We start from the raw sequence: 23,722 nt of genomic DNA, 5'->3' as shown, positions 1-23,722 counted from the left end.
TTATCGATGAAAGACTCAGGCGCCCTGCCCACGGGCGGTCAGGGCGAGGATGAGGGCGACCAGACGGCGCTGGCCCTCCAGGTCGCGCAGCGCGGCGTCGGAGGCGTCGGGGCCGAGCACGCGTTCGAGCGTCATGGCTTTCAGCGTGTCCAGCACCCGCGCCCCGTCCGGCCCGGCGAAGCAGCGGGCGAAGCTGGGGGCCGGATCGCCGGCCGGAACCGCCTCGGCGGGCGAGGCTCCATCCAGCCAAGCCCAGCCGCCGTTGTTCCACTCCGCCGGATCAGCCATGGGGCGCCTCCGCCCGCACCAGCTTGGCGGGCACGCCGAAGGCCTCGCCCAGCCAGCGCGCGGTCGCCGCGACGTCCACCGCGGACAGTGCCTCCGGGCCGAGCTGGCGGGCGGTGTCCAGCCAGCGCAGCGTCACCTGGACGTCCCGCTGCGCCTGCGCCTGGGCCAGCGGGGAGCGGTGTTGCAACGCGACGGTGCGCCCATCCACCGCGATGTCCGGGATCTCGCCGCGGCGGCGCAGGATGCCGACGGCGCGCAGCACCAGCGGGGTCAGCAGCTCCGCCTGGAGCCGTCCATAGGTCGCGCCGAGCAGCCGGGCCATCTCGGCGGAGCGTTCGACCACCTCGGTCGCGGTCATGCGCGGCTGGTCCAACGTCCCCAGCCGGTCGGCCAGCAGCGCGTGGCGGATGCGCGCCCGCAGGTCGTCGAGCACGAGCTGCGACACGTCGAACCGGCCGGGATTGGCGAGCGGCGTCAGCCCGGCCGACCCCACCGCCTTGGGGATGATCGTCCCCGGCACCAGCCGGATCGTGGCGGGGTTCAGCACCCCGTCGTCGTCGGCCTGCCAGATGCCGGTGACGGCGACGGAGGCGTTCTTCAGCACCAGCTCGACCACCTTGTTGGCGGTCTTAATGTCGGGCAGCGCCTTCATGACCGGCGACCGGCCATAGGTTTCCCCCGGTGCCTTCAACCAACGAAAGTTGATGAACGGCGATTGCGCGAAGCGTCCCTCGGCCAGCGTAGCGGGATCGGCCGGACCGCTGTCCAGCACCACCGTCCAGCGGTAGGCCAGCCCGTCGGGCAGCACCGCCTCGACCAGCGGGAAACGGCTGTCCGGCTCCGCGCCGCCGCGCTCCCGCACCTCGTCCGGCAGGGCGGCGCCGGGAAAGCGCCGCTCGATCTGGGCCAGCGTCGCCTCGCTGCGCCGGAAGGTGCCGTCCAGCCGCCCGTCCGCCCCCTCCTCCAGCACCGCCTCGGCCAGCGGCACCGCGGTGAAGCGCAGGCTGGACGCGGCGCCGGGCGGGGCCTCCTCCATCAGCAGGCAGGCGGTGCCCACCGTCACAAGGTCGAGGAAGGCCTGGTGGATCTCCACGGCGAAGTTGGAACGGTCGACATGGGCCTGCACGATGCCGGCGGCGCGGTCGAGCATCGGGGCCACGCGGTCGCGCTCCCCATCGGGCAGCGACGGGCCGGGCTGCAGCCCGAACCAGCGCGACCAGGGCGGGGTCAACTCGGCGAGCAGGCTGGCGGCGAGCTGCTCCACGGCGTCAGGCGCGGTCCCGTCGAACAGCCGGTCCACCCGCCGCTCGCCGGGAGTGCCGCCGCCGCGGAAGGGCTGCCCGTTGGGCAGGGCGTGGTCGTAGCAGTCCTGCCAGTGGCTTTCCCAGACCGACCGGCGCTCCCGCGCCGCCCGGTAGCGCTCCAGCAGACGCTCCGGCCCGTTCGGCGGCGCGGATGCGGCATCCCCCTTGCGGCGTTTCCGAACAGCGTCGTGTGTGGTGTCGCTCATGGCCTCACTCCCCCAACAGGCGCTTGCGCAGCGGCACCAGCGCGCCGACGTCCAGCGCTCCCCGCCAGGAGGTCTGGACCGTCCCCGCCCGTCCCCGGTTGCGCCGCTGGATCAGCGCTTCTGCGGCCTTGGCCGGGTCCTTCTCCTCCTCCGTCGCCGAAGGCCGGGTGACCGGGTCGGCGGTGGGCGGCACCGCGGGAGCCGGGGGCTCGTCCACGGGGGCGGAGGGTGCCGGCACCAGTTCCGGGGCCGTGTTCCACCAGGGCGTCGTGACCGGAACCGGAGCTGGAGCTTCCACCGGCGCCGGGGTCGGCACGGGGGCAGGCTCGGGAGCGGGGGCAGGCGGGGGTTGAGGGACCGGCGCGGGATTTGGGGTGGGGTCCGGGGCAGGCGCGGGCGGCGCCGTTGGCCGCGGCGCCTTGAACAGGTTCGCCATGGGCAGGGTTTCCTTGTTCTTGGTGAGACAGGGCGACTGGAGGCGGGGGCGGGACGGCGGCGCGGATCAGGACGCGGCGGGACGCGCCAGCCGCCGGTAAAGCTGCCACGGCGTCAGGACCGCGGGCGCGTGCAGCCCCAGCAGACGCTTGACCGCCTCGACGCAGGTGAAGGGCGCCCAGGGGGCCGGGCGAGTCAGACCGCGCCGCACCGACGCCGGGGCCACCGCCATCCCAATTCCGCGGTACCAGCCCGGCAGGTCGAAGGCCGCGGGCAGGTCGAGGACCGACACGTCGGTGAAGGGCGAAAGGGGATCGACGATCACCCAGTGGCGCCCGTCATGCAGCAGCGCGAAGCAGTGGCGGAATCCCGGCTTCAGCAGGCGCAGCCACCACAGCTCCGCCTCGCCCCGGAAGACCACCCAGGCGCGCGGCGCGTCCGCTCCGGCCCGGCTGGGCCCCACCTGGCAGAGCCCCACTTGGCACGGCTGGGGCATCGGCGCGCTCACTGGACGATGCCCTTCTCGCGCAGCACCGGGCGGAGCCGGTCGAACGCCTCCTGCCAGAGGGTGTGAGCGCGCTGCTCGCGGTACCGCGCCGGGTCCGGCGCCATCAGCCGGCGCCCGTAGTGGACCAGCACGTGCAGATGGTCGCGGATCAGCAGGCGGCGACGGTACAGCCGGTCCACCGCGCACAGCACGTCGCCGGGCTCGCAAGGACGTTGGACCAGCCCCCGCCCGGCGGCGATGCGCGCGCCGGCAGCCTTGGCGTCCTGCGCCTGGACCGACCAGAACCACGCCTCCTCCGCGCTGCCGAACGGTTCCCCGACGGCGTCGGACAGAACCATGAACGTGTTGCGGTGCTGGACCATGCGTGAGGTCTCCCTGAGAATTGCAGCTTTTGGGTTCGCGGGCGCAGCATCGCTCTCGGGCGGAGCGCCGGATGGGCCGCGGCACGCGCGGCTGGCGAACACATGTTCACGTTATGTACTGATTAAAGTCCTTCGTCAAGGACAATATGAATAGGTTCCTAGGGACGGGCTGGTTCGTTTATGTGATTATCCTCCCATGCTCAAACATGCGGACATTTGGCGGGCGATCGACCGCCTCGCGGCCCAGCACGGGCTGTCGGCCTCCGGACTCGCGCGGCGCGCGGGGCTGGATCCGACGACCTTCAACAAGAGCAAGCGGACCACCGGCGACGGCAAGCTCCGCTGGCCCTCGACGGAGAGCGTGTCCAAGGTTCTGGAGGCGACCGGTGCGTCGCTGTCGGAGTTCGTCAGCCTCGTCGGCGATGCCGCGGGCGCCGGCTCGCTCCAGCGGGTGCCGGTCATCGGCTATGCGCAGGCGGGCAACGCGGGTTTCTTCGACGACGCCGGCTTTCCTTCGGGCGTCGGCTGGGACGAGCTTCTGTTCCCCAGCATCGGCGACCCGCACGCCTACGCGCTGGAGATCGCGGGGGACAGCATGGATCCCGTCTACCGTGACGGCGACACCATCATCGTCTCGCCCGCTGCGCAGATCCGGCGCAACGACCGCGTCGTCGTCCGCACCAAGGGCGGCGAGGTGATGGCGAAGCAACTCCTTCGCGAAACCGCCACCAAGATCGAGCTGATCTCCATCAACCGTGCCCACCCGGACCGCAGCATTCCGCGCGCCGAGGTGGCCTGGATGGCCCGCATCGTCTGGGCAAGCCAGTAAACGTCAGCCCTGCGGCACTCTGTCCTAGGATATTTATCCTTTAAATTGGTCATCAAAAGGCTTACCGTCCGAGGATGACCGGATCCACCGGGGCGCCGTCGCGTCCACTCCCCGCCCCGCTGTCCCTCATTTCACATCGTTTGGATGATCTCGAACGCCGTCACGACGACGCGCCGCCCCGCGGCGTGCTTCGGACGGCGCTTCTCGACGGGGCGGACCGGCACGCCACCCTGGCCCGCGCCGCGGTGCTTCGCCTGCACGACCGCTTGGCCGCCGAGGCCCGGCAAGGCGCAGCGCGGCGGCGCCGCACCCTGCCCGCCGACCGGACCGCCGACGACGCGTGGCTGTCCCGCCTCACCGCCGCTTTGGCCCACCATCGCAACGCCGCCAGCCTCCTGCTCCTTGTGGGGGCTTGAGCGGGTGCCGCCGTCACGCGGCCGGAGGAGCGCCGGTCTCGTCCGCCTTGGAAACCTCTGTATTCAGGGCAACGACACGGGCGGTCTTCGCCTTCCTTGCGCGCGGCTTGCGAACCGGCGCCTCGGCAGGCGGAACTTCCGCCGGTTCGGCCACCTCCTCCGCAGCGACCTGTACGGCGACCGGCGCCGCCTCGGCCCGCTCCGTGGCTTTCTTCAACAGCTTGTTCCTTGAAAAGCCAGAGTCACGCAACGCCGTTTTCAACTCCTCCCACGCCAGGCGGATTTCCGTGGCGAAGGCCCGCGCGTCGTCGTCGCGGTGGGTGCGGAAATACTCCGCCGCCTCCCGCATCTGGGCCGGCAGGGTTTCCGCCCCGGCGCGCACCGCCTCGTTGCGCAGGCGGTTGTGGCGGTCGTCCAGATAGGTGAGGATCTCCGACAACTCCTCAGCCGTGCAGCTTTTCTGGAGCCTGTCGGTGACCACGGGCGCGGCCTTGTCGATCTTCCCGACCAGCTCCGATCGCCCGCGCTTCAGGTCCGGATCGTAGACGGTGCGGATCACCTGGATCACGCGGCGCCGTTCGCGGAATTGCATCATCTCCCCCCTCGACAGAGTCCTTCGATGGACCGATTCACCGTTTCGAAGGAATCATGCCGTGGAACGGATCACCTATCAAGCCAGTTTTTGGGCCGCATACCGCCCGGAAACCGGCATTCCGGGTCATCCGAAGCGGATCAGCGGAAGGCGAACTCCCAATAGAGCCCGCGCGCCCGCGCCGCCAGGGGACCGGGCTGCAGGGCGCGCTCCTCGACGCGGGTGACCGGCACCACCTTCGCGTAATTGCCGGTTGAGAAGACCTCGTCCGCCTCCAGCACGTCGCGAGGGCTCAGGGTGACCTCCTCCACCGCCACGCCGTCGTCGCGCAGCAGGGCGATCACGCGCTGGCGGGTGATGCCGTTGAGGAAGGTACCGTTGTGTACCGGCGTGCGCACCACCCCGTCCTTGGCGATGAACAGGTTGGCTGTCGCGAACTCCGCCACGCTGCCGATGGGGTCGAGCATGATGGCGTTGTCGAAACCGCGCTCCCGCGCCTCCTTCAGTGCCAGCCCGGCGTTGGGGTAGAGGCAGGCGGCCTTGGCCTCGGTCGGCGCCATGTCCGGCATCGGACGGCGGCGGCTGGACAGGCAGGCGGTGAAACCCCCGGCGCTGGGCAGCGGCGCCTCGTAGACCGACAGGACGAAACGCGTGCTCTCGGCGTCGGGCGCGACGAAGCCCTCCTCCGCGTAGAACATGGGCCGGATGTAAAGCTCGGCCTCCTTGGGGAAACGGCGGATGCCGTCCCAGCACAGCTCCTCGATCTCCCCGGCGGTCAGCATGGGGGCGAGGCCCATCACCTGGGCTGAGCGCACAACGCGGGCGCAGTGGCGGTCGAGGTCGGGGGCCACGCCCTGGAAGGCGCGGGCACCGTCGAAAACGACCGAAGACAGCCAGAGCGCGTGAGTCATCGGGCCGACGATGGCGGGGTTGCCCGCGATCCATTCGCCCTGGATGTAGCTCAACGCCTGACCGGCCGTGCTGCCCATGATCTTCTCCCTTTTTGGCTTCGGGTTGGTTCTATCCGGATGGTTCGCTCCCTCGAAAAGCATACCCCCTCATCGCCGCCGGTCAACCTGCGCAGACGGGCCAGCCGGACGGTTGATGCAGGACACCCTCACCACACCGGGAGCGACCGACCCATGGGCTGGACCTACTCGAGCGCCTTTCCGCAGCCGTTGCGCGCGGCCCCGCCCTTCCCGCCGCCGGGACAGGACGTTCCCACCCCGGGGCCCCTGACCGACAACCCGGACCTGCCGACCCCCGGCCCGCAGGAGGACATGCCCTCCCCCCTGCCCAACGACGACCTGCCGCCGTCCCGGCCCACCGATCCCGACTTCGCCTGAGCCGCCACGACGCCGACGGGCCAAAGCAAACGGGGCGCCCCCTTGCGGAGGCGCCCCGTTCTTTAATCAACGAACCGAAGCGGACGGATCAGCGGCGCTGAACCATCAGCTTCTTGATCTCGGCGATGGCCTTGGCCGGGTTGAGGCCCTTCGGGCACGCCTTGGTGCAGTTCATGATGGTGTGGCAGCGGTAGAGGCGGAACGGGTCCTCGAGGTTGTCGAGGCGCTCGCCCGTCATCTCGTCGCGGCTGTCGACGATCCAGCGGTAGGCCTGGAGCAGGATCGACGGGCCGAGGTAACGGTCGCCGTTCCACCAGTAGCTGGGGCAGGAGGTCGAGCAGCAGAAGCACAGGATGCACTCGTAGAGGCCGTCCAGCTTGGCGCGGTCCTCCGGCGACTGCAGGCGCTCACGGCTCGGGGCCGGCGACTGCGACTGCAGCCACGGCTTGATCGAGGCGAGCTGGGCGTAGATGTGCTTCAGGTCGGGGACGAGATCCTTGACCACCGGCATGTGCGGCAGCGGGTAGATCTTGACGTCGCCCTTCACCTCCTCGATGGCCTTCAGGCAGGCCAGCGTGTTGGTGCCGTCGATGTTCATCGCGCAGGACCCGCAGATGCCCTCGCGGCAGCTCCGCCGGAAGGTCAGGGTCGAGTCGATGTTGTTCTTGATGTAGATGATCGCGTCCAGGATCATCGGGCCGAACTTGTCGAGATCGACGACGTAGGTGTCGACCCGCGGGTTCTGGCCGTCATCCGGCGACCAGCGGTAGATCTTGAAGGTCTTCGCCCGCTTGGCGCCGGTGGCGGCGTTGATGGTCTTGCCGACGCCGACCTTGGAATTGGCGGGCAGGTTGAATTCGACCATGGTTCGTATCCTTGCCTTGCTCTTGCCGCCTTAGTAGACGCGGGCCTTGGGCGGGAACACCTGCACCTCGTCGGTCAGGGTGTAGAGATGGACCGGGCGGTACCCGATTTTCGTCTCGCCCTTGTCCGACACCTCGATGACGGTGTGCTTCATCCAGTTCTCGTCGTCGCGGTCCGGATAGTCCTCGCGAGCGTGGGCGCCGCGGCTCTCCGGCCGGTTCTTCGCCGAATGGAGCGTGGCGACCGCCTGGTACAGCAGGTTGTCCAGCTCGATGGCTTCGACGAGGTCGGAGTTCCAGACCAGCGAACGGTCGCTGATCGCCATGTCGCTCTTCTTGGCGAAGGTCTGGTCGATGAGCTTGACGCCCTCCTCCAGCACCTCGCCGGTGCGGAAGACCGCGCAGTTGTTCTGCATGGTCCGCTGCATTTCCAGGCGAAGCTCCGACGACTTGATGGAGCCCTTGGCGTTGCGGATCCGGTCGAAGCGCTCCAGCGCGACGTCGGTCGCGGCGGCGGACGACGACACCGACTTGCCCTTCTCGACGATCTCGGCGGCGCGGATGGCCGCCGAACGGCCGAACACCACGAGGTCGAGCAGCGAGTTGGAGCCCAGGCGGTTCGCACCGTGCACCGACACGCAGGCCGCCTCGCCGATGGCCATCAGGCCGGGCACCACGCGATCCGGGTCCTCGGCGGTCGGGTTGACGACCTCGCACCGGAAGTTGGTGGGGATGCCGCCCATGTTGTAGTGCACCGTCGGTAGAACCGGGATCGGTTCCTTGGTGACGTCCACGCCGGCGAAGATCTTGGCCGTCTCGGCGATGCCGGGCAGGCGCTGGTGGATGATCTCCGGCGGGAGATGCTCCAGGTGCAGGTGGATGTGGTCCTTGTGCTCACCGACGCCGCGGCCCTCGCGGATCTCGATGGTCATCGAGCGGGACACCACGTCGCGCGAGGCGAGGTCCTTGGCCGACGGCGCGTAACGCTCCATGAAGCGCTCGCCGTTGGAGTTGGTGAGGTAGCCGCCCTCGCCGCGCACGCCCTCGGTGATGAGGCAGCCGGAGCCGTAGATGCCGGTCGGGTGGAACTGCACGAACTCCATGTCCTGCAGCGGCAGGCCGGCGCGCAGCACCATGCCGCCGCCGTCGCCCGTGCAGGTGTGGGCCGAGGTGGCGGAGAAGTAGGCGCGGCCGTAGCCGCCCGTCGCCAGAACAACGAGCTGGGCGCGGAAGCGGTGGATGGTGCCGTCGTCGAGGTTCCAGGCCACCACGCCCTTGCAGACGCCGTCCTCCATGATGAGGTCGAGCGCGAAATACTCGACGAAGAACTCCGCCTCGTGCTTCAGCGACTGCTGGTAGAGGGTGTGCAGGATGGCGTGGCCGGTGCGGTCGGCGGCGGCGCAGGTGCGGTAGGCCTGCTGCTTGCCGTAATGGGCGGTCATGCCGCCGAAGGCGCGCTGGTAGATCTTGCCTTCCGGCGTGCGCGAGAAGGGCACGCCGTAGTGCTCCAGCTCGATGATCGCCGGGATGGCCTCGCGGCACATGTACTCGATGGCGTCCTGGTCGCCCAGCCAGTCCGACCCCTTGACGGTGTCGTACATGTGGAAGCGCCAGTCGTCCTCGCTCATGTTGCCGAGCGCCGCCGAGATGCCGCCCTGGGCGGCCACGGTGTGCGAGCGGGTCGGGAAGACCTTGGTGATGCACGCCGTCTTCAGGCCCTTCTCGGCCATGCCGAAGGTGGCGCGCAGGCCCGCACCGCCGGCACCGACGACGACGACGTCATAGGAATGATCGATAATATCGTAGGCGGCCATGGCTCGTCAGGCTCCGAACGAAATCTTGAGGACGGCGATGACGCAGGCGGCACCCAGCACGAAGCACAGGGCTTTCACGGCCAGGATGCTCAGGATCTTCGCCATCTCGTTGTGCACGTAGTCCTCGATCACCACCTGCAGCCCGGCCTGGGCGTGGTGGAAGGTGACCACGGCGGTCAGCACCATCATCAGCGCCGAGAAGGGCGACTCCAGCCACGCGACGAAGGCCGCATGGTCGGCGCCCAGATGGCGGATCACGCCGAAGACGAACCAGATGGTCAGCGGAACCAGGGCGATGGCGGTGACGCGCTGGTGCCACCAATGCTCGGTACCGTGCTTGGCGGAACCCAAGCCGCGCGCGATCTGCAGCGGCGAGCGGAGGGTCTTGCTGTTGGACGCCATGTCTTCTCTCCTCACCACACGGCCAAGCCGATGATCCAGGTCAGCACGGTCAGCACGGCCGCCGCACCGATGACGATCTGGTTGCCGCGGTCGGCCTCGCTCAGCTCGAACGCCTTGCCGGCGTCCCACACCAGATGCCGGATGCCGTTGCACAGGTGATAGTAGAGCGCCAGCGACCAGCCGAACATCAGCAGCAGCCCGATGAAGGAGCCGATGAAGTGCTGCGCGCGCTCGTAGGCGGCGGGGCTGGTGGCGGCGGCGACCAGCCACCAAGTCAGCAGAAGGGTGCCCACGGCCAGCCCCACGCCCGTGATGCGGTGCGTGATGGACAGGAGCGCGGTCCTGGGGAGTTTGTAGACCTGCAGATGCGGAGAGAGCGGCCGACCGCTGCCGTTTGCCATTGCGTCGTCCTCAGTTCGGCGACCGGTCGCGGCAAGGAGGGCTGTTGCCGCGACGGCGGGTGATGCGAGACCGAAAGTTTTAAGCCCTGCTGTGTTTGGCGATTGAATTACGCCTCTACCGCACACGAGTCAACGGCAGGGACTTGGCCGTGGCCAAAATGGCGCACCGCGGGAAGTGCCTGAAAACTAACGGGCTTTGCTGCAGCTGGTATTACCAGGGCCGAAACCCGGTTTCGCCGTTCAGCCTATTACTTGTCGAAGCGGCGAACATTCTCCACCATCATCGAATACATCTGGGTAATCAGCTCCGCCGGACGCAGCCGGCCGAAGGGAATGTTCTCCTTGGCCCACTCCACCAGCCCCTCGGGCGGGCGGACCGGAGCGACCTCGTAGCCGGCCTTCTTCAGCGCGTTCATCACCGAACGCGCCTGCTTGGTGTAGTCCTCGTTGAAGAAGGACTTGTCCGCGTCCTTGATCGCCTTGGCAATGATGTCTTCGAGCGGAGTGGCCATGCCCCGGTGTGCCGGTCGCGGTCGTTCGTGATGGGGCGGACACGGTGTCACAACGCGGGCGCTGTTGCAATTCCATTGGGAACCGCATACCTCAAGCCCTCTTCGCACCGCATATCACAGGGATTAACCGCCATGGGCTACACAGTCGCGGTCGTCGGCGCCACCGGCAACGTCGGCCGGGAAATGCTGAACACCCTCGCCGACCGCCGCTTCCCGGCCGACGCGGTGATCGCCCTGGCCGCCGACAGCGCGGTGGGCAAGGAAGTGTCCTTCGGCGAGGACGCGGTGCTGAAGGTCGAGGACGTCGGCCGCTTCGACTTCAAGGGCGTGGACATCGCTCTGTTCGCCGCGGACGCCAAGGTTTCGGCGGCTCATGCGCCGCGCGCCGCGGCGGCGGGCGCCGTGGTGATCGACGCCAGCCCGCAGTTCCGCATGGACCCCGACGTCCCGCTGGTCGTTCCGGAGGTCAACGCCGACGCGCTCGCCGGTTACGCGAGGAAGAACATCGTCGCCAGCCCCGGCGGCGCGGCCATCCTGTTGGCCATGGCGCTGAAGCCCCTGCACGAGCAGGTCACGGTGAGCCGCGTCGTCGTCTCCACCTACCAAGCGGCCTCGGACGCCGGCAAGGAGGGGATGGACGAGCTGTTCAGCCAGACCCGCGCCATCTACGTGAACGACCCGGTGCAGAAGTCCGTCTTCTCCAAGCAGATCGCCTTCAACGTCATCCCGCACATCGGCCCCTTCATGGAGGACGGCGCGACGCGGGACGAGTGGGCGATGAACGTCGAGACGAAGAAGATCCTCGACCCCAAGATCAAGGTGAGCGCGACCTGCGTCCGTGTCCCCGTCTTCATCGGCCATTCCGCCGCGATCACCATCGAGTGCGTCGAGCCGGTGACCGCCGAGGAGGCCCGCCGCATCCTGCGCAAGGCGCCGGGCATGCAGGTGATCGACCAGCAGGAGAACGACGGCTACATCACCCCGGTCGAGATCGCCGGCGACGACCCGGTCTTCGTCAGCCGCCTCCGCGAGGACTACACGGTGGACAACGGCCTGTCCTTCTGGGCGTCCACCGACAACCTGCGCAAGGGCGCCGCGCTCAACGCCGTGCAGATCGCCGAGCTGCTGGTGAAGGAGTATCTCGACGCGTGATCCCGATCCGTTCCTCCCGCCCGGACGACGCCCCGGCGCTCTTTGCCGTCTGGCTCGCCGCGGTGCGCAGCACGCACGACTTCCTGAGCGAGGAGGACATCGGCTTCTACGCCGACCTCGTGCGCGACCAGTATCTTCCGTCGGCGGCGCTCATGGTCGCGGTGGACGGCGACGACCGGCCGGTCGGCTTCCTGGGCATGAGCGGGTGCCGGATCGACACGCTGTTCGTCGATCCGGCGTGGCACGGCCAGGGGATCGGCCGTGCCCTGGTCGCTTACGCGTTGGACAGCGGGCAGGGACTGACGGTCGACGTGAACGAGCAGAACAGCGCCGCACGGGCTTTCTATCGGCGCCTCGGCTTCCGGGAAATCGGGCGCTCCGCGCTGGACGACAGCGGCCGCCCGTTCCCCTTGCTGCATCTCGCCCTCGATAGCTCCGGCCAAGGCGGCCCGACCGGAGCCTGAAGGCTTACTTGACGAACAGCCGATACAGCGCAGAGTGGTCCAGCCCGCCGTCGCCCTGCTCGGCCAGCAGCTCGAACAGCTCCAGGCTGAGGCCCAGCGCGGGAAGCTGGATTCCGGACTCCTCCGCCAGTTCCTCCGCCTGTTTCAGGTCCTTGATCTGGGTGACCACGCGGCCGCCCGGCGTGAAGTCGTCGGAGACCATGCGCTGGCCGTGCAGCTCCAGGATGCGCGACTCGGCGAAGCCGCCGCGGATGGCGTCGCGGACCTTGCCCGGCTCCACCCCCGCCGCCTTGGCCAGCGCCAGCGCCTCGGCCACCGCGCCGATGCTCAGCGCCACGATCACCTGATTGGCCATCTTGGCGACCTGCCCGGCCCCGCTGTCACCGACATGGGTGATGCGCTGGCCCATCGCCTGGAACAGCGGCAAGGCGCGGGCGAAGGCCTCCTCCGTGCCGCCGGCCATGATGGTCAGGGTGCCGGCCTCCGCCGCCACCGTGCCGCCGGACACCGGGGCGTCCACCCAGTCGGCGCCCCTGGCGCGGACGGCCTCGGCCAGCTTGCGGGTCGCCCCGACCGCCGTGGTGCCCATGTCAATGACGAGATGGCCGGGCCGCAGCGCGTCGATCAGGGATGCTGCCACCGCCTCCACCGCCACGGTGTCCGACAGCATCAGCACGATGGCGTCGGCGCGGGCGGCGACCTCGGCGGGTCCGGCGGCGGGGCTCATGCCCTCGCCGGCCAGTTCCTCGACCGGGCCGGGGCTGCGGCTGCTGATCACCAGGGCCGCACCGGCCTTCGCCAGATTGCGGGCCATCGGCCGGCCCATCAGGCCCAGCCCGATGAAGCCGACCGTACGGTCCTTGAGGTCTGCCATGTCCCTGGCCGCCATGTCCCCGGCCGTCACAGGCGGGTGTGGCGCGCCCGCGCGCCGCGTTCGATGGCGGCGGCGCACAGCCGGTCCACGCCCAGCTTGTGCCGGATCAGCTCCAGCATCCGCAGTTCCTCCTGCGAGGCCGACGGATCCGCCGCGGCGATGTCGCAGGCGAGCGCATAGGCGGTCTCGGACAGCTTGGACGGAATGGCCTCCTTGACGATCTGGAGCGTCGTCTCCAGCCCGTCGGCGTCGGCCAGCAGGCCGGAGCATTCGCGGGTCACATCGGTCAGCCGGTCGATATCGAAATCCTTGAAGATCGGCAGGTAGCGGACGTTTTCGCCGATGGCCTCAAGCTCCGCGTCCGTCATGTCGCCGTCGCACGCCGACACCAGCACCATGACGTAGATGAGCGCGCTGTGATGGTTGATCATCGAAACTCCTGCGGAAAAAGGGCCCCGCCCAATCTTGCCCGCCCCCCGCGCGCCGTCAAGGGAGGGAGCGCCGTCAAGGGAGCTATGCCCGCGACGGACGGGTGGGTCCCTCGACAGGGGACGGGTTGCCCCTTAAGGTCGGGTCCCATGTCGGTGGTCTTCAACGTGGCGCTCCCGGTCTTCGCCATCATCCTGGCGGGCGTCCTTTCCGGTAAGGCGAAGCTGCTCGGTCCCGCCTCGTCGGAGGCGCTGAACAAGTTCGTCTACTGGATGGCCCTGCCGCCGGTGCTGTTCCTCGGCACCGCGAAGCGCTCGCTGTCGGAGATCTTCAACGGCCCCTTCATCGGCGCCTTTCTCGGCTCGATGCTGGCGGTCTACGCGCTGGGCGCCCTGCTGGGCTGGCTGATCCACCGGGAGCGCACGCAGATCCAGTGCATGCAGGGGCTGAACGCCTGCTTCTCCAACACCGGCTACATGGGCATCCCGCTGTTCCTGGCGGCCTTCGGCCCGGACCGTCTGGCCCCGGCCATCCTCGCCACCGTCATCATGAGCGCGATCATGGTCGGCATCGCGGTGATCTGGCTGGAGTTCGCCAACAGTCAGGGCGGCGGCATCGGCAAGGCACTGCGCGACGTCGGCCGGGCGCTGCTCAAGAACCCGCTGATCATCTCCACGGCCCTGGGGCTCGCCTGGTCGGTCTTCCTGTCCGGCGTGCCGGTGCCGCGCCCGATCGCCATCTACTGCGACCTGATGGGCGCCTCCGCCGGTCCCTGCGCCCTGTTCGCCATAGGCCTGTTCCTGGCGACCCAGAGCCTGAAGGCCAACCTGCTGGAGGTCGGCTGGATCAGCGCCCTGAAACTGGTGGTGCAGCCGGCGCTGGCGTGGTTCCTCATCCAGACGCTGTTCCCGCTGGACCCCTTCTGGGCCGGATCGGCCATCATCCTCGCCGGGCTGCCCACCGGCGCCCTGACCTTCGTGGTGGCCAGCCAGTACCGCATCTATGTGGAGCGCACCTCCGCCGCGATCCTGATGTCCACCATCGCCAGCGTGGTCACCCTGTCCTTCCTGCTGGCCACCTACGCGCCGCCGCTCTGAACCTTGGCTTGCGGTCGTCTGGTCGCGCTCGCCTCTTCAGACATTCATTTTTCTTAAAAGAAAGAAACGATTTGAAAAGCGGGAGGCAGCCTCCCTGCGTCATTCTTGCGTCTTTCTTAAGATTTGCTGTTCAATCATTTGATCACGGCAAATCCAGCGCCCAACGCGAGGGCGCTGGTCTGCCGAATCCTTTCGTTCAGACTCATAACAATCGACCGCCGCCGCATCGTTTCGGGGGAAAGAGATACGCGCCATGTCCATGCTGAGTTCCATGACCATCCGGACCAAGGTGGTCGCCGCCACCGTCTGTGTCCTGCTGATGTCAGTCGCCCTGGGACTGTTCGCCGTCGACCGGCTGAGCACCGTCAACCACGCCGCGGAGGAAATCCGCTCCAACTGGCTGCCCAGCGTCACCGCCATCGGAGAGATCGACGGTGCGGCCAACGATTACCGCATCCTGGAGGCGTCCCACATCCTGGCGCTCTACCCGGCGGAAATGGCCGAGGTCGAAAAGGAGATGACCACGGTTCTGAACCGCCTGGCGGAGGCCCGGCGGAAGTATGAGCCGCTGCTGGCCCCCGGTTGGGAAACCCAGACCTTCAGGCGCTGGGAGGCGGCTTGGGATGGCTATCTGAAAATCAGCCAGGGCAAATTGCTTCCCCCCTCACGAGCCAACGAGAACGAGAAGGCCACAGGCATCTACCGGGACGAATCGCGCAAGGCGTTCGATGAATGCTCCGCGCTCGTCAATGACCTGACCACCTCCAACGTCCAGAACGCCACGAAGGCGGCGGACTCGGGGCGGGCCACCTATGTCGGAGCGCGGAACTGGATTCTGGGCGCCATCGCGTTCGTGGCGGTCCTCTGCCTGTTCGCCGGCATCGCCATGACGAAGTCGGTCGCCCGGCCCATCGTCGCCCTGACGTCCATCATGGACCGTCTGGCCAGGCGCGACCTCGGAGTCGCGGTGGAGGGCGGCGCCCGCCAGGACGAGATCGGCGCCATGGCCCGCGCGGTGCAGGTCTTCAAGGACGGCCTGATCGAGGCGGAGCGCCTGACCGCCGCCCAGGCCGCCGAGGAGGAGAACAAGCGCCGCCGCACCGAGCGGATCGATTCGCTGATCCGCAACTTCGACGGCGCGGTGCACAGCGTCCTGCAGACCGTGGGCGCCGCGGCGTCGCAGCTCGACACCACCGCCCGCAGCATGACCGACATCGCCGAACACACGCGGGCCGAGGCGGGCAGCGCGGCGGCGGCGGCGGAGCTGACCTCCGCCAACGTGCAGACCGTCGCCGCCGCGTCGGAGGAGATGGCCGCCTCCATCACCGAGATTTCCCAGCAGGTGTCGCAGTCGGCCGGCATCGCCGGCAAGGCGGTGGACGAGGCGGACCGCACCAACGCCACCGTGCAGGGGCTCTCGGAAGCGGCCCAGCGCATCGGCGACGTGGTGGACCTGATCCAGAACATCGCCGCCCAGACCAACCTGCTGGCTCTGAACGCCACCATCGAGGCGGCACGGGCGGGCGAGGCCGGCAAGGGCTTCGCCGTCGTGGCGAGCGAGGTCAAGAGCCTCGCCAACCAGACCTCCAAGGCGACGGAGGAGATCGCCCAGCAGATCGGCGCCATCCAGGCGGCCACCGGCGGGGCGGTCGGCGCCATCCGCGGGATCGGGGCGACCATCTCCTCGATCAACGACATCTCCTCCTCCATCGCTGCCGCCATCGAGGAGCAGGGCGCCGCGACCCAGGAGATCAGCCGCAACGTCCAGCAGGCGGCGCAGAGCACCCAGGAAGTGACCAGCAACATCGGCCGCGTGTCGCAGGCCGCGACCGAGACCGGCAGCGCAGCGACCCAGGTGATGTCGGCCTCCGGCGACCTGAACCAGGGGGCGATGCGCCTGAAGAGCGAGGTCGAGAACTTCCTCGTCGCCATCAAGGCGGCCTGAGCATTCTGCAACCGGAACCGGTGGGCGGCCGCGGGACCGCCTACCGGCGGCCCCGCCACGGCATGGGCTCCGGCGTCCCGCGTCTCCTCATACTTTCGAAGAAGCGCGCGGCAATCGGTTTGACAACCGGCGGCTGTCACGGCACTCCATGACCCTCACTGGTCATTGTTTCATCAACAATACAAAATGGAGGAGCCGCCATGCTGGGCATCTATGCGCAGCACGCGCAGACCTATTTGCTTGTCCTGATGATAAGCACGACGCTTTTCTTTGCCCTGCCGATTTTCATCGCACCGCTCGCCTGGGCTCGACTGATGCTGTGGCGCATCCCGCAGGACACCGACCTCGCCGTCTATTTCGGCCGCTGCCTCGGGGCGTTCATCCTGATCGTCGAGTTCCTGATGTTGCGCGGTGCGACGACGGTGGAGGCGACCGCCTATGCCTTCGACATCCTGTTCGGCGTGTTCGGGCTGATGCTGGCGGTCCATGTCTACGGCGCCATCCGGCGCATCCAGCCGATCACCGAGACGCTGGAGATCGGCTTCTGGGCGCTCCTGCTCCTGCTCAACACTTGGTTCTACCCCGCCCTTCCCGCCTGACGGAATCGCGGCCCACTACTATGGTCCCGCCGCTGTTGCCAAGCCGCCGCTGCCCGTATAATGTGCACCGCGCATCAAGAGTTGAGCGGACGCTCAACGCCAACCTGCTTACCCGAGCAAGGTGGCGTCCCGAAGGGGGATGTGGCCGGACCGGCAATCAAACGGGGTTCGCCATGACGTCTGTTCCGACCGATGCACCGACAGCGGAGCCGGACGAGTCATGCCCATCAGGATCCCCAACGATCTTCCCGCCTTCACCGCCCTCCAGACCGAGGGCGTCATGGTCATGCAGGAGGCTGACGCCATCCGGCAGGACATCCGGCCCCTGCGCTTCGGCCTGCTCAACCTGATGCCCGACAAGATCCGGACCGAGACGCAGATCGCCCGCCTGCTGGGCAACACGCCGCTTCAGGTCGAGCTGTCGCTGATCCGGATCACCAACCATGTGCCGCGCAACACCGCGGCGGACCACATGAGCGCCTTCTACCGGTCGTGGGAGGACGCGCGCCGCGAGACGTTCGACGGCTTCATCATCACCGGCGCCCCGGTCGAGACGATGCCCTTCGAGGAGGTCTCCTATTGGGACGAGTTGTGTTCGGTCTTCGACTGGACGCAGAGCCACGTCCATGCCTGTTTGAACATCTGCTGGGCGGCGCAGGCTGCCGTCCATCATTTCCACGGCGTGCCGAAGCATCTTCTGCCGCGCAAGGCATCCGGCGTCTACCGGCACCGCAACCGCGCCCCCGCCTCGCCCTATCTGTGCGGCCTGTCCGACGGCGTGCCCATCCCAGTCTCGCGCTGGACCGAGGTGCGCGAGGAGGACCTCCCGGCGGAAAGCGGCCTGCGCGTGCTTCTCGACGCCCCGGAGACCGGCCCTTGCCTGCTGGAGGACGCCGCCCACCGCTCGCTGCACATGTTCAACCACATCGAGTACGACACGGACACGCTGCGCAACGAGTATGTCCGGGACGTCGCCAAGGACGCGGCGACGCCTGTTCCCCAGGGCTATTTCCCCGACGACGACCCGAGCCGCCCGCCCGAAAACCGGTGGCGGAGCCACGCCCATCTGCTGTTCGCCAACTGGATCAACCAAATCTACCAGACGACGCCCTTCGAGCTTTCCCGCATCGGCACGGCCGGTTAGGCGGCCGTCAGGGCGACCGAACCGCCCCGTCACCCTCCCCCACCGGCGGCACAGCGTCGTCCATCTGCAAGGCGAGCCAGAGCAGATGCGCCGCGGCGGACGGGCTGACGCACGGCGGACGGGAGCCGCTCCCTCCGCCGTCCTCCCCCACCGCCGCCAGACCATACAGGGCCGCCACCAGATTGCCCTTGGCGCGGGGCGACAGGCGCCGACCCCGGTCGGCCAGTCCCTGCTCCACAAGGGCGATCGCCTCGCTCAACAGCGCGAGGTCAAGCACCGGCCGCGGAAGGGCAGCCTCCCGCGGCGGAAGCGGAAGGGCGCCGTCGCCGGACTCCAGGCGGCCGGCCACCGTCCGCATGCTGCCCCGGCCGGTCAGCAGCCAGTTCATGTCGATGCCGAGGGCGGCCAATTCCGACAGGGTCTCTCCCTTCGGCAGCTTGCCGTTCAACTCGTAAGACTGCCACGTGTTCTCCCCGAGACGGAACCGGCGAGACATTGTTTTCTGTGTCTCACCGAGAAATTCGCGCACGGTCTTGAGTCGATCCCCAAGCTGCACCATGCCGGTTTCTCCCAGGCCTGGAGAGGAATCCTCCATTTCCACGGTGAATTTGCTTCCCACGGCGCCCCGCTCGCGACGAGGCCAATCGTCGGTTGCACGTTTTCTCATGTTGCGACGATACGTATTGTCGTGTAGAAAACGCTGGGATACGCGGTGCGCAGCACTTTTACGCATGGATACGACATGGCCATTCTCGGTGTGCGCTCCATTTATTCCGCCTTCGGTCCAGGCTCCGCGGGGCCGCCGGCCAAGGCCCGCACGCGACACTAGAAACCGTGTGCCCCGAAGGGCGTCCAGGTTCTGCACCGGTAGAGTAGCGAAGTCTCCTTCACCGCTCGCGGGAACAAGGCGGCCATGATGACTGTGGGACGCCAGTTTCTTCCGGACCAACGTCTTCGGAAGCGTCCCACGAATCTCTCCGCATGGCCGCCCCTTGGCCACCGACCAATCCTTCAACTTATCGCAGAACATGTAAGCTTTTGCATTGCCCATCCGCGCGCCCATGCGGCCGGGCGTGCGGAAGCATGTGAGGCATCCCTCCACTGTCACACAATGAACAATTTTGCCGCAACCGGTTCATTGCGAAATTGATCGTTTTCAACGAAGAAAAACAAAAATACAAAATCCTCCTTTGGTGAAAGCGCGAGGAAACCGATCACCTTCACGACAGAAAAGAGAAAAACAAACCATGAATGACATCAGCGTCAGAACAAAAACCTTCGCCGTTTTTGCATTTCTATCCCTGCTTCTCGCTGGAATTGGAACCCTCGGAATCAACCGCCTGTCGGTGGTTAACGACAGCTCGACGGAGATCGCCACCTTTTGGATGCCGCGGGTCGTGCAGGTCAACACCGTGAACGACGCGGTGTCGAACTTCCGCATCCTGCAAAGCGCCCACATCCTCAGCACCAGCGAGCCGGAAATGGCCGCGGCGGAGAAGAGGATGGACGAGATGGAAGCCAGCATCGCCAACGCCCGCCGGACCTACGAGGCAACGCTACGCACCGCCGAAGGGCGCGGGTTGTTCGCCCAGTTCGAGCAGCAGTGGGCGCAGTATTTGACGTTGCAGCGTCAGATCACCGCCCTGTCGCGGCGCAACGAGAATTCCGCCGCCAACGCCCTGTTCCGCGACGCGGCCGACAAGGGCTTCCAGGAGGTCGGGCGGACTCTCGACGCCATGATCGACCACAACAACCGCGGGGCCGCCAAGGCGAGCGACGACGCAGACGCCGTCTACGCCCAGTCCAGCACGATGCTCATCGTCGCGCTGCTCATCGGCATCGCCGTCTGCCTGGGCGGTGCGCTGATGATGATCCGCGGGGTCTCCTCGCCGATCGGCGCGATGACCGAAGCGATGCGCCGGCTGGCCGGTGGCGACAAGACGACGGCGATTCTCTTCGCCAACCGGGGCGACGAGATCGGCGCCATGGCCACCGCGGTCCAGGTCTTCAAGGACGGGATGATCGAGGCCGAGCGGCTGGCCGCCGACCAAGCCGCCGACCAGGCCGCCAAGCTGCGCCGGACCGAGGCGGTCGAACGGCTGATCGCCTCCTTCGAGGAGCAGGTCGCCGACGCGCTGCGCAACGTCGCCGCCGCCGCGACCGAGCTGGACACCACCGCCCAGAGCATGGCGGCCACCGCCCGCCAGACCAACGACCAGGCGGCCAACGCCGCCGCCGCCGCGGAGCAGACCAGCGCCAACGTGCAGACGGTCGCCAGCGCCGCGGAGGAGATGTCCAGCTCCATCGGGGAGATCGGCTCGCAGGTCACCCGCTCCACCGGCATCGCCGGACAGGCGGTGCAGGAGGCCGGGCGCACCACCGACTCCGTGCGCGGGCTGGCCGACGCCGCGCACCGCATCGGCGCCGTGGTGCAGCTCATCACCAACATCGCCGGCCAGACCAACCTGCTGGCGCTCAACGCCACCATCGAGGCGGCCCGCGCGGGCGAGGCCGGCAAGGGCTTCGCCGTCGTGGCGTCGGAGGTGAAGCAGCTCGCCAACCAGACCGCCCGCGCGACGGACGAGATCGCCTCGCAGATCCAGGCGATCCAGGAGGCCACCGCCGGCTCGGTCGGCGCCATCGAGGGGATCGGCCGCACCATCGCGGCGATCAACGAGATCTCCACCTCCATCGCCGCCGCGATCGAGGAGCAGGCCGCGGCGACCAACGAGATCTCCCGCAACGTCCAGCAGGCGGCGATCGGCACGCGCGAGGTGTCCAGCAACATCGCCCAGGTGACCGAGGCCGCCGGCACCACCGGGGCCGCCGCCCATCAGGTGCTGGGTGCGGCCGGCGGGTTGGCCTCGCAGGCGGAGAACCTGCGTCGCGACGTGGAGAGCTTCCTGGCGGCGATCCGCGCCGCCTGAGGCGCTGTCCGGTTCCTGCGGGGTCTCACCAGCCCCGCAGGAATTCCGCCGTCGCCTCCACCGCCTCCTTGATGCCGACGCGGCGGACCTCCACACCCTCGGGGAAGGCGCCGAACAGGCGGCTCGGCATCATCGGGTCGAGCAGAACGAACACCCCGGTGTCGTCGGCCCGCCGCACCAGCCGGCCGAAGGCCTGCTTCAGCCGCAACCGCGCGATCATGTCCTCGTAGCGCCGCCGCCCGAAGGCGTCGCGCCGGGCGCGGTGCAGGATGTCGGGGCGCGGCCAGGGCACCCGGTCGAAGACGATCAGCCGCAGCGAGCGGCCCGGCACGTCCACCCCGTCGCGCACCGCGTCGGTGCCGAGCAGGCAGGCGTGCTCCTCCCCCCGGAAGATGTCGATCAGGGTCGCCACGTCCAGCGGGTCGACATGCTGGGCGTAGAGCGGGACGCCGGTGGCGTCCAGCGGCTCGACGATGCGGTCGTAGACGGCGCGCAGCCGGCTGATCGCGGTGAACAGCCCCAAACCCCCGCCCCCCGCCGCCTGGAACAGCGTGCGGTAGGCCGACGCCACCTGTCCCAGATCGTCCTTGCGCACGTCGGTGACCACCATCACCCGCGTGCGGTTGGGATAGTCGAAGGGTGAGGGCACCTGGGCGCGCAGCGCCGGCTTCGGCAGATGGCTGGCGCCGCAGCGGTCCTCCGCGGCCTGCCAGTCCATGGCGGTGTCGCCGGTGCCGTCGGTCAGCGTGGCGGAGGTCACCACCATCCCATGCGCCGGCCCGGCCAGCGCCTCGGCGAAGGGAACGGTCGGGTCGATCCAGTGGCGGTAGAGCCCGACATCCACGTCGCGCCCGTCGATCCGCTCCACCGCGAACCAGTCCACGAACTGCGCCGGGGTTTCCACCGGCAGGGTCTTCAGCATGGCCCGCCACGCCTCGACCGTCAGCACGCCGCGCCGGGTCAGGCTGCGCGCCATGGCGTCGATGCGCCGCCGCTGGTCGCTGTCCAGTTCCGCCGTCTCGTCCTCCAGCCTTGCCGCCAGCCGCTTGGCCAGCCCGGCCAGCGGTTCCGCCAGCCGGACCAGCGCCGCCTCCAGCGCCTCCGCGGCGTCGAGCAGCCCGTCCACCGGATAGGCCTTGTCGGCCTCCAGGCTGTAGGGACCGCCTTGCCCCGCCGTGCGGGAATAGACCTGACGCCGCGCGGCGAGCAGAAAGGCTTCGGTCGGCCCCTGCGGGTTGTCGGCGGACAGCCGCGCCGCCCAACCCTCCGCCGGCAGGACGCGGGCGCCCAGCATCACCGCGTCCATGAGCTCCTGCGCCTGTTCGTCGCTGGCGACCAGATCCTCGATGCGGCGCTTCAGCCCGCGGGCGCGGCTGCGCCCCGTCTCCTCGGCCCCCAGCAGCCAGCGCCGCAGCTCCTGGGTCTCGCGCCCGGTCAGATGCCCGGCGAAGGCGCTGTCCGCCGCGTCGAAGACATGGTGCCCCTCGTCGAAGACGTAGCGGGTGGGCAGCGTCGGCTCCTCGCCGCCGCCGAGCGCCGCCTGCACCATGACCAGCGCGTGGTTGGCGATCACCACGTCAGCCTTGCGGGCGCGGCGCACGCTCTTCTCGATGTAGCAGCGGGCGTAATGGTCGCAGGCGGAATAGATGCACTCGCCCCGCCGGTCGGCGAGGCCCAGCGTTCGCCCGCGCCCGGCGATGTCGACCAGCCAGCCGGGAAAATCGCCGCCGGTCAGGTCGCCGTCGCGCGTCGCCGCCGCCCAGCGCGCCATCAGCCCCACCCCAATGGCGTGGTGGGGCTGCATCGGCATGCCGCGGACGGCCTCCTCCAGGTTCAGCAGGCACAGGTAGTTTTCCCGGCCTTTGCGCAGCACGACCTTGCGCGCCTTGGTCGCCGGCTCGGGGTAGAGGCGGTCCAGCTCCGCGTCGATCTGGTGCTGGAGGTTGCGGGTGTAGGTCGAGATCCACACCGTGCCGCCGTTCTTCTCCGCCCACACTGTGGCCGGCGCCAGATAGCCGAGCGTCTTGCCGACGCCCGTTCCGGCCTCCGCCAGCACGACGTTCGGCGTGTCGGGCGCGGGGCGCGGGGCGAAGGCGGCGGACACCGCGCTGGCGTAGTCGGCCTGCTGCGGACGCGGCTCGGCCACCTTGCCGGGCACGCTGGCCGACAGCATCACCGACAGCCGGCGCCGCGCCTCGTCCGGCTCCACCGGATGATGGGCGGGCGGCGGCTCGGGCGGGCCGTCCTGCCATTCCTTGATGCGGGTCCAGACGCGCAGGCCGGCGCGGCCGGCCCCCTTCTCCGGCCCGTCCGGCTTGCCCAGGGCGGCCAGAACGGCGGGCGCCCACAGCCAGCCGGCGCGTCCCATCTCCCAGGCGAAGGCCACGGGGTCGGAGGCTTCCTCGCGCCCCGGCGATCCCAGCAGGCCAAGCAGCTTGCGCACCGCCCGGTGAAGGGCCAGCGCGTCGTCCTCCAGCCCGTCGGGGATCGGCAGGTCCAGCGCCTCGGCCAGACCGCGCGGGGTCGGCACGCAGAAGCGGGCGGGCAGGACGAAGGCGAACAGCTCCAGCAGGTCGAAGGCGGCGAAGGGCTCGGTCCCCAGCCGCCGCGCCATCGCCCGCGCGTGGCAGACCAGCGGCGGCTGGCGGCGCGCCCGCTTCGCCGCAGCGGCGGGCGGCAGTTCCTCGACCTCGCCGTCGCCGGTCAGCAGAACCACGCGCCGCGCGCCGGCGACCAGTGCCGGCGCGTCATCGAGGCTGAAGGACGGGAGGGAGGGCGCCGAGGTCAGATCCATGGCGCGCAGTATAGTGGTC

Annotated in this window: 26 protein-coding genes and 1 riboswitch; of the genes, 10 read left to right on the top strand and 16 right to left on the bottom strand. The window is 68.8% G+C overall.

Annotated elements, in window-relative coordinates; genetic code table 11:
- Nucleotides 1–15 precede the first annotated feature (15 nt).
- From H1Q64_RS06910 to H1Q64_RS06890, 5 genes are all read right to left on the bottom strand, one after another.
- Nucleotides 16–288, bottom strand: coding sequence for a hypothetical protein (locus H1Q64_RS06910; RefSeq protein WP_237902919.1), 273 nt, complete (start codon nucleotides 286–288; stop codon nucleotides 16–18).
- Nucleotides 281–1,798 (bottom strand): portal protein, encoded by a 1,518-nt coding sequence (locus H1Q64_RS06905; RefSeq protein ID WP_237902918.1) that lies wholly within the window; start codon nucleotides 1,796–1,798, stop codon nucleotides 281–283. The genes H1Q64_RS06910 and H1Q64_RS06905 overlap by 8 nt, the downstream gene beginning before the upstream one ends.
- 4 nt (nucleotides 1,799–1,802) lie before the next feature.
- Entirely contained in the window at nucleotides 1,803–2,114 is a 312-nt protein-coding gene (locus H1Q64_RS06900) for a hypothetical protein (protein ID WP_237902917.1), read from the bottom strand.
- Between the two features lie 186 nt (nucleotides 2,115–2,300).
- Nucleotides 2,301–2,729 carry a hypothetical protein gene (locus tag H1Q64_RS06895; protein ID WP_237902916.1) on the bottom strand — a complete coding sequence of 143 codons (429 nt, stop codon included), beginning with the start codon at nucleotides 2,727–2,729 and terminating at the stop codon, nucleotides 2,301–2,303.
- Nucleotides 2,730–2,737: 8 nt separating this feature from the next.
- Nucleotides 2,738–3,103 (bottom strand): hypothetical protein, encoded by a 366-nt coding sequence (locus H1Q64_RS06890; RefSeq protein WP_014241595.1) that lies wholly within the window; start codon nucleotides 3,101–3,103, stop codon nucleotides 2,738–2,740.
- Between the two features lie 196 nt (nucleotides 3,104–3,299).
- Here H1Q64_RS06890 and H1Q64_RS06885 point away from each other — a divergent pair, with 196 nt between their 5' ends.
- Together H1Q64_RS06885 and H1Q64_RS06880 are read left to right on the top strand one after the other, a co-directional pair.
- Nucleotides 3,300–3,932 (top strand): S24 family peptidase, encoded by a 633-nt coding sequence (locus tag H1Q64_RS06885; RefSeq protein WP_014241596.1) that lies wholly within the window; start codon nucleotides 3,300–3,302, stop codon nucleotides 3,930–3,932.
- A 74-nt stretch (nucleotides 3,933–4,006) separates the two neighbouring features.
- Complete coding sequence (locus H1Q64_RS06880) at nucleotides 4,007–4,348, top strand: hypothetical protein (RefSeq protein ID WP_237902915.1); 342 nt, start codon at nucleotides 4,007–4,009, stop codon at nucleotides 4,346–4,348.
- A gap of 13 nt (nucleotides 4,349–4,361) precedes the next feature.
- Here H1Q64_RS06880 and H1Q64_RS06875 read toward each other — a convergent pair whose 3' ends face one another.
- A complete protein-coding gene (locus H1Q64_RS06875) occupies nucleotides 4,362–4,943 on the bottom strand; it encodes a hypothetical protein (protein ID WP_237902914.1) in 582 nt (193 codons plus the stop codon).
- A gap of 137 nt (nucleotides 4,944–5,080) precedes the next feature.
- Nucleotides 5,081–5,929 carry a branched-chain amino acid aminotransferase gene (locus H1Q64_RS06870; protein ID WP_237902913.1) on the bottom strand — a complete coding sequence of 283 codons (849 nt, stop codon included), beginning with the start codon at nucleotides 5,927–5,929 and terminating at the stop codon, nucleotides 5,081–5,083.
- Between the two features lie 153 nt (nucleotides 5,930–6,082).
- On the opposite strand from H1Q64_RS06870, the gene H1Q64_RS06865 reads away from it, so the two are divergent.
- A complete protein-coding gene (locus H1Q64_RS06865) occupies nucleotides 6,083–6,286 on the top strand; it encodes a hypothetical protein (RefSeq protein WP_035675800.1) in 204 nt (67 codons plus the stop codon).
- A gap of 88 nt (nucleotides 6,287–6,374) precedes the next feature.
- On the opposite strand, the gene H1Q64_RS06860 is transcribed toward H1Q64_RS06865, so the two are convergent.
- The 5 genes from H1Q64_RS06860 to H1Q64_RS06840 all read right to left on the bottom strand — a co-directional run bounded on the left by H1Q64_RS06860 (nucleotide 6,375) and on the right by H1Q64_RS06840 (nucleotide 10,278).
- Complete coding sequence (locus tag H1Q64_RS06860; RefSeq protein ID WP_145622811.1) at nucleotides 6,375–7,151, bottom strand: succinate dehydrogenase iron-sulfur subunit; 777 nt, start codon at nucleotides 7,149–7,151, stop codon at nucleotides 6,375–6,377.
- A 30-nt stretch (nucleotides 7,152–7,181) separates the two neighbouring features.
- Nucleotides 7,182–8,963 (bottom strand): succinate dehydrogenase flavoprotein subunit, encoded by a 1,782-nt coding sequence (sdhA, locus tag H1Q64_RS06855; protein ID WP_035675802.1) that lies wholly within the window; start codon nucleotides 8,961–8,963, stop codon nucleotides 7,182–7,184.
- A 6-nt stretch (nucleotides 8,964–8,969) separates the two neighbouring features.
- Complete coding sequence (gene sdhD / locus H1Q64_RS06850; RefSeq protein WP_014241602.1) at nucleotides 8,970–9,365, bottom strand: succinate dehydrogenase, hydrophobic membrane anchor protein; 396 nt, start codon at nucleotides 9,363–9,365, stop codon at nucleotides 8,970–8,972.
- A gap of 11 nt (nucleotides 9,366–9,376) precedes the next feature.
- Nucleotides 9,377–9,766: a succinate dehydrogenase, cytochrome b556 subunit gene (gene sdhC, locus H1Q64_RS06845; protein ID WP_237902912.1), complete on the bottom strand. Its 390-nt coding sequence runs from the start codon at nucleotides 9,764–9,766 to the stop codon at nucleotides 9,377–9,379.
- 248 nt (nucleotides 9,767–10,014) lie between these two features.
- On the bottom strand, nucleotides 10,015–10,278 hold the full coding sequence (locus tag H1Q64_RS06840; RefSeq protein ID WP_014241604.1) for a hypothetical protein: 264 nt from the start codon (nucleotides 10,276–10,278) through the stop codon (nucleotides 10,015–10,017).
- Nucleotides 10,279–10,410: 132 nt separating this feature from the next.
- Here H1Q64_RS06840 and H1Q64_RS06835 point away from each other — a divergent pair, with 132 nt between their 5' ends.
- Both H1Q64_RS06835 and H1Q64_RS06830 read left to right on the top strand, forming a co-directional pair.
- Nucleotides 10,411–11,430: an aspartate-semialdehyde dehydrogenase gene (locus H1Q64_RS06835; RefSeq protein ID WP_237902911.1), complete on the top strand. Its 1,020-nt coding sequence runs from the start codon at nucleotides 10,411–10,413 to the stop codon at nucleotides 11,428–11,430.
- Entirely contained in the window at nucleotides 11,427–11,894 is a 468-nt protein-coding gene (locus tag H1Q64_RS06830; protein ID WP_237902910.1) for an acetyltransferase, read from the top strand. The genes H1Q64_RS06835 and H1Q64_RS06830 overlap by 4 nt, the downstream gene beginning before the upstream one ends.
- Nucleotides 11,895–11,898: 4 nt before the next feature.
- Here H1Q64_RS06830 and H1Q64_RS06825 read toward each other — a convergent pair whose 3' ends face one another.
- On the bottom strand, nucleotides 11,899–12,768 hold the full coding sequence (locus tag H1Q64_RS06825) for an NAD(P)-dependent oxidoreductase (RefSeq protein ID WP_237902909.1): 870 nt from the start codon (nucleotides 12,766–12,768) through the stop codon (nucleotides 11,899–11,901).
- A 26-nt stretch (nucleotides 12,769–12,794) separates the two neighbouring features.
- Nucleotides 12,795–13,199: a tellurite resistance TerB family protein gene (locus H1Q64_RS06820; protein ID WP_014241609.1), complete on the bottom strand. Its 405-nt coding sequence runs from the start codon at nucleotides 13,197–13,199 to the stop codon at nucleotides 12,795–12,797.
- 147 nt (nucleotides 13,200–13,346) lie between these two features.
- On the opposite strand from H1Q64_RS06820, the gene H1Q64_RS06815 reads away from it, so the two are divergent.
- The 4 genes from H1Q64_RS06815 to H1Q64_RS06800 all read left to right on the top strand — a co-directional run bounded on the left by H1Q64_RS06815 (nucleotide 13,347) and on the right by H1Q64_RS06800 (nucleotide 17,982).
- A complete protein-coding gene (locus H1Q64_RS06815) occupies nucleotides 13,347–14,294 on the top strand; it encodes an AEC family transporter (RefSeq protein WP_237902908.1) in 948 nt (315 codons plus the stop codon).
- 253 nt (nucleotides 14,295–14,547) lie between these two features.
- The gene (locus tag H1Q64_RS06810; protein ID WP_237902907.1) at nucleotides 14,548–16,239 is read left to right on the top strand and encodes a HAMP domain-containing methyl-accepting chemotaxis protein; all 1,692 of its coding nucleotides are present in this window, start codon (nucleotides 14,548–14,550) and stop codon (nucleotides 16,237–16,239) included.
- 200 nt (nucleotides 16,240–16,439) lie between these two features.
- Nucleotides 16,440–16,838: a hypothetical protein gene (locus H1Q64_RS06805; protein ID WP_237902906.1), complete on the top strand. Its 399-nt coding sequence runs from the start codon at nucleotides 16,440–16,442 to the stop codon at nucleotides 16,836–16,838.
- A 66-nt stretch (nucleotides 16,839–16,904) separates the two neighbouring features.
- Nucleotides 16,905–17,009: riboswitch (SAM-I-IV-variant riboswitch) on the top strand.
- Nucleotides 17,010–17,058: 49 nt separating this feature from the next.
- Nucleotides 17,059–17,982: a homoserine O-succinyltransferase gene (locus H1Q64_RS06800; protein ID WP_237902905.1), complete on the top strand. Its 924-nt coding sequence runs from the start codon at nucleotides 17,059–17,061 to the stop codon at nucleotides 17,980–17,982.
- A 7-nt stretch (nucleotides 17,983–17,989) separates the two neighbouring features.
- Here H1Q64_RS06800 and H1Q64_RS06795 read toward each other — a convergent pair whose 3' ends face one another.
- Nucleotides 17,990–18,478: a hypothetical protein gene (locus H1Q64_RS06795; RefSeq protein WP_237902904.1), complete on the bottom strand. Its 489-nt coding sequence runs from the start codon at nucleotides 18,476–18,478 to the stop codon at nucleotides 17,990–17,992.
- Between the two features lie 751 nt (nucleotides 18,479–19,229).
- Between H1Q64_RS06795 and H1Q64_RS06790 the strand changes: the two genes are divergently transcribed.
- Nucleotides 19,230–20,909, top strand: coding sequence for a methyl-accepting chemotaxis protein (locus H1Q64_RS06790; RefSeq protein ID WP_237902903.1), 1,680 nt, complete (start codon nucleotides 19,230–19,232; stop codon nucleotides 20,907–20,909).
- Nucleotides 20,910–20,934: 25 nt separating this feature from the next.
- On the opposite strand, the gene H1Q64_RS06785 is transcribed toward H1Q64_RS06790, so the two are convergent.
- Nucleotides 20,935–23,703, bottom strand: a complete 2,769-nt coding sequence (locus tag H1Q64_RS06785; protein ID WP_237902902.1) for an ATP-dependent DNA helicase — start codon at nucleotides 23,701–23,703, stop codon at nucleotides 20,935–20,937.
- Nucleotides 23,704–23,722: the final 19 nt, after the last annotated feature.

Origin of the sequence: Azospirillum brasilense (assembly GCF_022023855.1) — a bacterium.
Classification (GTDB): Bacteria; Pseudomonadota; Alphaproteobacteria; order Azospirillales; family Azospirillaceae; genus Azospirillum; species Azospirillum brasilense_F.
Note: the sequence above shows the minus strand (reverse complement) of the source record. Positions and strands in the feature narration are given on the sequence as shown.